Raw genomic sequence first — 7,777 nt, 5'->3', positions numbered from 1 at the left:
CGCGACTGGGCTCATGGGTCATAGCAAAAACAAATTGGTATGAACTGAATATTACTGTCAACGTCAACAACCTTTCCAATACACGTTACTATCAGCGCCTCGGAAATATCTATTACTACAACTACTATGGCGAGCCGCGAAACTTTATGGCCACGGTACAGAGTGTTTTCTAAAACCTGTTTGCAGGGAAAGAAAAACCCCCTCCTGAGTGAAGGGAGGGGGGAAGGGTCTTCAGTTGCCTGATGAGGACGTGGTGCTTTTTGTCGTGGGCACCTTCAGATAACTGGGCTTGGGCGAAAGCGTTTTGGGCTTTGCGGTTGATGAGGTGCTGTCATCGCCCTCACCAGCAGGGAACACTGGGTCAGGTTCACTGCTGGAGGGTGATGCGGCGGGTGCCGTCGTGTTCTGAGGAGCCTCCGTGCCCGGCACGTCCACCTTGGGTGTTGTAATATTTGGCACCTCTACTTTTGGGGTGGTGATGGGCGCGTTGGTTGGCTCGGTGGTGGGCGAGGCCGGTTCCGCTGTGGATGTGGTGGGAGAGGTGACAGCCTGCGTTGTGGCAGCAACGGCAGGTGCCGCCAGTGTGGCAGGGGTGCTCTCACCGGGTTTGCCCAACTGCTGGGTTTGAATGGCAGAGCCGACGGGTGTGCCCCCGGCATCCACAAGCCACGAGCTCAGGGAATGGCGAACCTGATATTCAAGTTCCACATTCATCCGCTGCATCATGTTCTGTGTGATTTCGTACAGATTGGCCGGGCTATCCGCATCTCCTTTTGAAAGGTCAGGATGCACGGTGCTGCTTACATGGGCTTCAGCATGGGCGGCCTGCGTGCCACCGGGGTTGAGGATGTTCAGATGCACATCAATCTGCCCGTTCAGCGTGCCACCGGCATTATGCAGGATGGAGGCACGGTCAATCACGAACTGGGCGGTGCTGCCGTTGTTGCTGGCTGCGGCCAGCCGATCCTGAACCATCTGGCGTACAGCCTGAACGGGGGGCGTGGGGGCACGCGCGCCAATATCGCCGGGAACAGGGTTGGTCACGGTATTGTCCACCACTGAAAGCGTGCTGACATTCAGGTTCATCTGGCTGAGGTAATCATAGCGCAGCGGGGCAAAGTGCGTGGGTTGCTGTTCGCTCGCACAGCCAGCCAGCAGGGCTGGCAGCACAAGGGCGGCGGTGAGCGACAGGCGTAGCGGGCGAGAGAACAGCGTCATGGTGTGGACCCTTTCTAGTCAAAGATCCCGGATCAAACTCGGATGCAGGCAGGAGCCGAGACTCTGCCCGGCCAAATCCTGCCTTCGGCGGCGGCGGCGGTCAACGGCCCGTTATGGTGCGTGCTGCGCTTCCTATCCGGGCTGGCATGCAGTAGGGTCCGGCCATCAACAAGGAGAGTAAGTGTGGAGCGTAACCCGAGTTGCCCGACCTGCGGCTGTGAACACGTTTATCCGGATGGCAGCCTGTGGATCTGCCCGGAATGCGGGAACGAGTGGAGCCAGGACGCCACGGGCAACGATGCAGCGGAAGATACCAGCGTTGTGAAAGATGCCAACGGAAACGTTCTGACCGATGGTGATACTGTGACCGTTATCAAGGATCTGAAAATCAAAGGGTCTTCTCAGGCGGTGAAGGGTGGCACCAAGGTCAAGAATATCCGGCTGAGCGATGGTGCGGACGGGCATAATATTGCCTGCAAAATTCCCGGTTTTGGCGCGATGAATCTGAAATCTGAATTTGTGAAGAAGTCCTGAGGAGCCATCTTTCCTAGGGATCAGAGGCTTCCCGAAAGGGGCAGGACGGTTTTTGAGAGCCAAGTTGCCCATCATAAAAACGTCCTGTTAAAACACTCTGTCTGCAAGCCCGATGCCAGTGCATTGGGCGTACAGCTATTCGGTGTTTTTGTGCACATAAAGGCGGGCATCCTGATCCGGACAGTCCGCCGCACCCAGCTGCCCGAACTTGTTTTTCATTTTGATGCTCTTTTGTCGGGAAGCCCTGTGTAGAAAAGGGCGGGGCTTTCAAAGACCTTCGGGCAATTTTGACTGCATCATTTCTTTTCTATCAATTTTGCGGCCATCGACGATAAAGGTGCCGTCCCCTACCGCATGCAGGGTCCGTTGTTCCTTCCGGCTGGTGTCAAAATAGGCTTCAAGCCCTTCCAGAATAAGAATGTTGTGGCGGTCAATTCTGTCCACCAGCCTGCACTCGATATTGGCGAGGCATTCCTTGATAAGAGGCGCTCTAACATGGGCGGCTTTGAGGGGCGTGAGCGCGAATTTATCAAATTTGTCAGTATCTTCACCTGAGCATGTGCCGATCCCCACCACGGTATCAATCATGTCCACAGTCGGAAGCGAGATCACGCACTCCTTTGTTTTTGTAAGTGCGGTATAAGAATAATTCCATGGTCCGGTGGTAATGGCAAAACTGGCTGAAAAATCCAGCACCATGCTCCACGTCAGCGTCATGATGTTGCTTCTGGTGCCATCATGCGTGGTGATCAGAAGAACCGGGCCGGGTTCCAGCAGCGTAAAAGCGCGGTTGAGGGGCAAATGCTTCATGTCATTCTCTCCTGCTCAAGCCTGTCCACACTGGCACAGTCTTGGTGAGAGCGCTCTTCAAAAAGGCAGCGCTTTTCAAAGGGGAAACTCTGGCAGACCTGACGCGCAACCGGGCTGAACGTTACAGACCAAAAGAGGCGTCATGACGCTGGAAGCAAAACGGCCCATGCAACAGGGCTGTATGCATGGGCCATTCAGGAATGTCTTGGTTAACAGAAGCCGAAAAAAGAAGGAGGTTTCAGCCCGCGTGAGATGAAATATCCTTCCGGGGGAAGCGGAAGTCGATGTTGCAGAACTCACAGGTCATGACAATCTGGCCATCATCCTGTGCCATATGGTCCAGATCATCATCAGGGAAGCCCTGAAGCACATCGGCCAGACGCGCGCGCGAGCACCGGCAACCATAGGCCAGAGCGCGCGGGTGGCCTATTTGCAGATATTCCTCATGGAACAGGCGATACAGGAGATCAGCCGGAGGAAGGGTATCATCCAGCAGTTCCCGGCTGGTGAGGGTGGTGGCCAGAATGGTGGCTGTTTCCCAGCTTGCATCGGCATCCTCGTCCCCCACCACGTGAGAGCCGCCTTCACCCGCGATGCGCTCCAGCACCAGTCCGCCAGCGCGCCAGCCTGCGTCAGTCATCTTGCAGCTTAGATAGATCCAGCAGGCGTGCTGTTCACTGGTAGCGAAATAGTGGGAGGCCATGGCGGCAAGATCGTCTCCCGCAATGTCCACAATACCCTGATGGCGGTCCGTATCCGGTCCCTGATCGACCGTCAGGGCAAGGTAACCATTGCCCAGAAGGTCACGGTCTGTCGGGTTGGGTGTTTCGGCCAGCAGCGCGTTCAGAGCATCTTCATCCGTGCGGGCGTAAAAGCGCAGTGCGCCTGTATCCGTGCAGTCCGCAACCAGCAGCGGCACAGGACCATCGCCCTTGATCTGAAGAGAAAAGGAGCCCTGAAATTTCAGGGCGGAGGCCAGTGCCGCCACCACCGTCAAAGCCTTGCCCGCTAGCCGGGTAACGGGGGCAGGGTGGTCATGGCGGGTCAGCAGCACATCCGCCAGCACGCCAAGGCGGATCAGCCGTCCGCGCACGGGGCGGCCTTGCAGGAAAAACGGGGTTATACCGCCCGGCACAACCAGATCAGGCACATCGGGACGGTCACGGTCAAGAAAAGCGGGGGTTTGCATGATGGGGGGCCTTGAAAAAAGAAAAACGGGCAGAAAGTGCGCGGAGGCCATCCACATAAATGCTTGAGAAAAAGCATCCTATGGCTGGCGGCGCTCTTCTGCCCGCGTCAACACGTTCTGCTTTAAATGGCGCTTGAAATGTCCAGTTCAAGCTTTTCCAGCTTCTGTTCAAGCGCCCGGCTGGTTTCAGCATCCATGTCCAGCCCATCTTTCAGAGCGCGCAGCAACCCCTGACGGCAGGCATCATGGGCGCTGTCCAGATCAGCAGCACGGCCGCATCCTGCCAGACAATCCAGATAGGAAGCACGGAACGGAGCCAGCTTGTCTGCCGGGAACGGCAGGGTTGCCAGAATTCTGTCCAGCGAGTCTTCCACCCAGCCGGGGGCGGCGGGTGTTTCTTCCGTGCTGGTGGGGTGTGCGTTCTCCGTACCGCTCATTGCTTATTCCTTCCCGAAAGAAAGCCAGTCTGCGCCGCCCATGGCCCATGCCAGCACACCTTTCTGGGCATGCAGGCGGTTTTCAGCTTCATCAAACACCACGGATTGCGGGCCTTCAAACACGTCCTTTGTCACTTCCTCTCCAATATGGGCAGGCAGGCAGTGCATGAACAGGGCATTGGGGGCTGCAAGTGCCATCAGGGCAGGATTGACCTGATAGGCTTCCAGCTTGGCCATGCGGGTGGCGGCTTCTTCTTCTGAATCAGACATGCTGATCCATGTGTCCGTCACCACGCAATCAGCACCTTTCACGGCTTCACGCGGGTCAGCCATCCACTCTACCGCGCCACCTTCACGGGCGGCCCAGTCCAGCACGTCCTGCGGTGGGCGCATATCTGGCGGGGTGGCGGCACGCAGTTTGAACCCAAAGCGCACGGCCCCTTCAATCAGGGACACCAGCACATTGTTGCCGTCACCGGTCCAGGCAAAGGTACGGCCTTTTACAGGACCGCGATGTTCTTCAAAGGTCAGAACATCTGCCAGAATCTGCACCGGGTGAGAGCGGGGCGTCAGGCCGTTGATAACGGGCACGCTGCTCCATTTTGCCAGATCAAGCAGGGAGCTTGTCTTGCCTGTGCGCAGCACCAGCGCATCTACAAAGCGGGAAAGCACGCGGGCAGTATCGGCAATGGTCTCGCCCCGGCCCAACTGCATTTCGCCCGGTGTGAGGATAATGGCGTCCCCCCCAAGCTGGCGGATGCCCACTTCAAAAGAAACACGGGTACGGGTGGAGGGTTTGGAGAGGATAATACCCAGCATCCGCCCGGCCAGCGGCAGGCGCGGGTGCAGAGGGAACCGCCGCCCCTGCTGCATGGCCTTCATGCTGCGGGCAACATCCAGAATCTGGCGCAGGGTTGCCGCGTCCAGATCTTTCAGGTCAAGAAAATGGCGCGGCCCGGCCTGGGTCTGGGTAGGGGAGACGGTGGAAAGGGCAGCGCTCACGGGGTTGGCTCCAGAACTGTCTTGTTATTATGGCTATTGGAAAAAACGGCCTGCCGCAGGCGGGATACCGCTTCCATGCAGTCTTCTTCCGTAATGGTAAGGGGTGGCACCAGACGGAGAACATTGTCTCCGGCCGTTACGCACAACAGGCCGGCATTTTGTGCGGCAGCCTGCACTTCCCCTACTGGCGGCACGCAACGCAGGCCGATCAGCAGGCCAAGGCCACGGCGTTCGGAAAACACGCCCGGCGCTTCCTTCACCAGTTTATCCAGCTGGGTGTCCAGCAGTTTGGCGCGCGCCTGCACCTGCTCAAGAAAGCCCGGGGCCAGCAGAACATCCAGCACGGCGTTGGCGGCGGCGCAGGCCAGCGGGTTGCCGCCAAACGTGGTGCCGTGGGTGCCGGCTGTCATGCCTTTGGCGACCGCTTCCGTTGCCAGAACAGCGCCGATGGGAAAGCCGCCGCCCAGCCCTTTGGCGGTTGAGAGCACATCCGGCTTGATGCCTGCCCATTCATGCGCAAACAGCTTGCCGGTACGGCCAACACCACATTGCACTTCATCAAGTGCCAGCAGCACGCCCGTTTCATCACACAGGGCACGCAGCGCCCGCAGATACTCAGGCGAGGCAACCTTGATGCCGCTTTCACCCTGAATGGGTTCCAGCATCACAGCGGCGGTACGGGGCGTGATGGCGGCCTTCACGGCCTCGATGTCATTGAACGGCACATGCAGGAAGCCCGGAACCGGCGTGCCGAAGCCTTCCAGATATTTCGGGTTGCCTGTGGCGGAGAGCATGGCCAGCGTGCGGCCATGGAACGCGCCATCCATGCAGATGATTTCCGTCCGTTCCGGGTGGCCTGCAAGAGCCTGTGCCCGGCGGGCGAATTTCACCATGCCTTCATTGGCTTCCGCGCCGGAATTGCAGAAGAACGCGCTATCCGCAAAGCTGTTATCCACCAGCCGCTGCGCCAGCTTTTCAGCCTGCGGAATACGGAACAGGTTGGACACATGCATGACCTTGGCGGCCTGCTGCTGCACGGTTTCCACCAGATGCGGGTGGCCATGGCCAACGGAGCATGTGGCAATGCCAGCAGCAAAATCCAGGAATCGTCGCCCGTCCGTGGTGTACAGCCATGCGCCTTCGCCACGCTCAAAGGCGAGGTCAGCGCGGTTGTAGGTAGGGGTCAGGGCTGGAATCATGGAGGTTATCTTTGTGTTGCTGTCATTGTTCAAAAAAGGGACAAAATCACGCAAAACAGAAAACGCCCGCTGCCTGTGTGGAGCGGGCGACCCGTTGCGGACGCAATGATGACTGCGTTGTGCAGCCAGAGTCAAACGCAGAGTGCGAAAATCATACATGAAACTGTCACATTTCTTGCGTGCAGAGATGTGCTGACGTCATGAATAGTCATTTCGGTGTGTTTTGAGGCATACTCTCTTGCATGGCGTCTTCTTCCTCTTCCGGGCCTGACAGCCCACCCCCTCCTCCTGATCGCGCAGCTTTGCGAGAAGCGGCTTTGGCGCATCTGGCGCGTTTTGGCACCACCCGCCACGGGCTGGAGCAGGTGTTGGCGCGCCGTGTGTCCCGGTGGGAGCGGGCAGCGCTGAAAGCCGGGGCGGAAGCGGATGAGGTCAGCGCCGCGGTTGCCGCCCTGAAGCCCGTCATTCAGGCCGTGGCGGCGGATATGGTGCAGCTTGGCGCGGTGAATGATGAAGCCTTTGCCAGAGCGCGAGCCAAAAAGCTGGTGCGCTCCGGGCGATCAGGCAAGGCGGTGCAGGCGCATCTGGCTGCCCGAGGGGTGGAGGCAGATGTGCGCAATGTCGCCTTGCAGGATGTGGTGGAAGGGTTTTCTCCTCAGGAAACAGAGCTTTCAGCAGCTCTGGTTCTGGCCCGCAAACGGCGGCTGGGGCCTTTTGCGGGCAGGCCATCGCTGCGTGCTTCTTCTTATGAGGAAGAGGAGGGGCAGGATGAGAGGCAGAAAGCCATGGCCGAGCGGCAGCGCGCGCTTGGTGTGCTGGCCCGATCCGGTTACGGGCGGGATGTGGCAGAACGGGTGCTGGATATGGAGCCGGAAGAAGCCGGACGATGGATGGAGCGGTTGAGGTCCGAATCGTGAAGCGATACGTATTTTTGCTGCTGCCGCTTTTTCTGGCGGCCTGCGGCGGTGGGTGGAATGGCTCCGTGCAATGCGCCCCTTACGCCAGAGAGCACTCTGCCATTAATCTGCGCGGTGCCGCAGCCAGTTGGTGGAACCAGGCACGCGGTCAATATGCACGGTCTTCCGCACCGCATCAGGGAGATGTGCTGGTGTTCCGCTCTACGCGCCGGCTGCCATCGGGGCATGTTTCCGTGGTGCGGAAGGTGGAAAACTCCCGCCTTGTGCTGGTGGATCACGCCAACTGGGAGCCTGGTCGGGTGACGCATAAGGCGCCGGTGGAGGACGTTTCTCCTGCCAATGACTGGACGCGCGTGCGGGTATGGTGGTCACCTGTTCACGGGTTGGGGAAAACCGTTTATCCTGCTTATGGCTTTATAGAGCCTATTGTGATGGGTAGTAGCTGAGAGACGCTGGCGGGGCCGGGCGTTT

At 58.7% G+C, this 7,777-nt stretch carries 9 protein-coding genes; 3 read left to right on the top strand and 6 right to left on the bottom strand.

The window, feature by feature from the left end:
- Window positions 1-231: 231 nt before the first annotated feature.
- A complete protein-coding gene (locus AD948_RS03765) occupies window positions 232-1,218 on the bottom strand; it encodes a hypothetical protein (RefSeq protein WP_061470792.1) in 987 nt (328 codons plus the stop codon).
- 183 nt (window positions 1,219-1,401) lie between these two features.
- Here AD948_RS03765 and AD948_RS03760 point away from each other — a divergent pair, with 183 nt between their 5' ends.
- Entirely contained in the window at window positions 1,402-1,752 is a 351-nt protein-coding gene (locus tag AD948_RS03760; RefSeq protein WP_061470790.1) for a zinc ribbon domain-containing protein YjdM, read from the top strand.
- A 267-nt stretch (window positions 1,753-2,019) separates the two neighbouring features.
- On the opposite strand, the gene AD948_RS03755 is transcribed toward AD948_RS03760, so the two are convergent.
- The 5 genes from AD948_RS03755 to AD948_RS03735 all read right to left on the bottom strand — a co-directional run bounded on the left by AD948_RS03755 (window position 2,020) and on the right by AD948_RS03735 (window position 6,389).
- Window positions 2,020-2,562, bottom strand: a complete 543-nt coding sequence (locus AD948_RS03755; protein WP_045542400.1) for a flavin reductase family protein — start codon at window positions 2,560-2,562, stop codon at window positions 2,020-2,022.
- A 238-nt stretch (window positions 2,563-2,800) separates the two neighbouring features.
- Window positions 2,801-3,751 (bottom strand): Hsp33 family molecular chaperone HslO, encoded by a 951-nt coding sequence (gene hslO, locus AD948_RS03750; RefSeq protein ID WP_061470794.1) that lies wholly within the window; start codon window positions 3,749-3,751, stop codon window positions 2,801-2,803.
- A gap of 122 nt (window positions 3,752-3,873) precedes the next feature.
- A complete protein-coding gene (locus AD948_RS03745) occupies window positions 3,874-4,188 on the bottom strand; it encodes a hypothetical protein (protein WP_006558525.1) in 315 nt (104 codons plus the stop codon).
- A gap of 3 nt (window positions 4,189-4,191) precedes the next feature.
- Window positions 4,192-5,190 carry an ornithine carbamoyltransferase gene (gene argF, locus AD948_RS03740; protein WP_061470789.1) on the bottom strand — a complete coding sequence of 333 codons (999 nt, stop codon included), beginning with the start codon at window positions 5,188-5,190 and terminating at the stop codon, window positions 4,192-4,194.
- On the bottom strand, window positions 5,187-6,389 hold the full coding sequence (locus AD948_RS03735) for an aspartate aminotransferase family protein (protein ID WP_058989048.1): 1,203 nt from the start codon (window positions 6,387-6,389) through the stop codon (window positions 5,187-5,189). Before AD948_RS03735 ends, argF begins: the two co-directional genes overlap by 4 nt.
- Window positions 6,390-6,631: 242 nt before the next feature.
- Between AD948_RS03735 and AD948_RS03730 the strand changes: the two genes are divergently transcribed.
- Window positions 6,632-7,306, top strand: coding sequence for a regulatory protein RecX (locus tag AD948_RS03730; RefSeq protein WP_006558528.1), 675 nt, complete (start codon window positions 6,632-6,634; stop codon window positions 7,304-7,306).
- Window positions 7,303-7,752, top strand: coding sequence for a CHAP domain-containing protein (locus AD948_RS03725; RefSeq protein WP_081473559.1), 450 nt, complete (start codon window positions 7,303-7,305; stop codon window positions 7,750-7,752). Before AD948_RS03730 ends, AD948_RS03725 begins: the two co-directional genes overlap by 4 nt.
- Window positions 7,753-7,777 lie beyond the last annotated feature (25 nt).

Source organism: Acetobacter senegalensis, from assembly GCF_001580995.1.
Classification (GTDB): Bacteria; Pseudomonadota; Alphaproteobacteria; order Acetobacterales; family Acetobacteraceae; genus Acetobacter; species Acetobacter senegalensis.
Note: the sequence above shows the minus strand (reverse complement) of the source record. Positions and strands in the feature narration are given on the sequence as shown.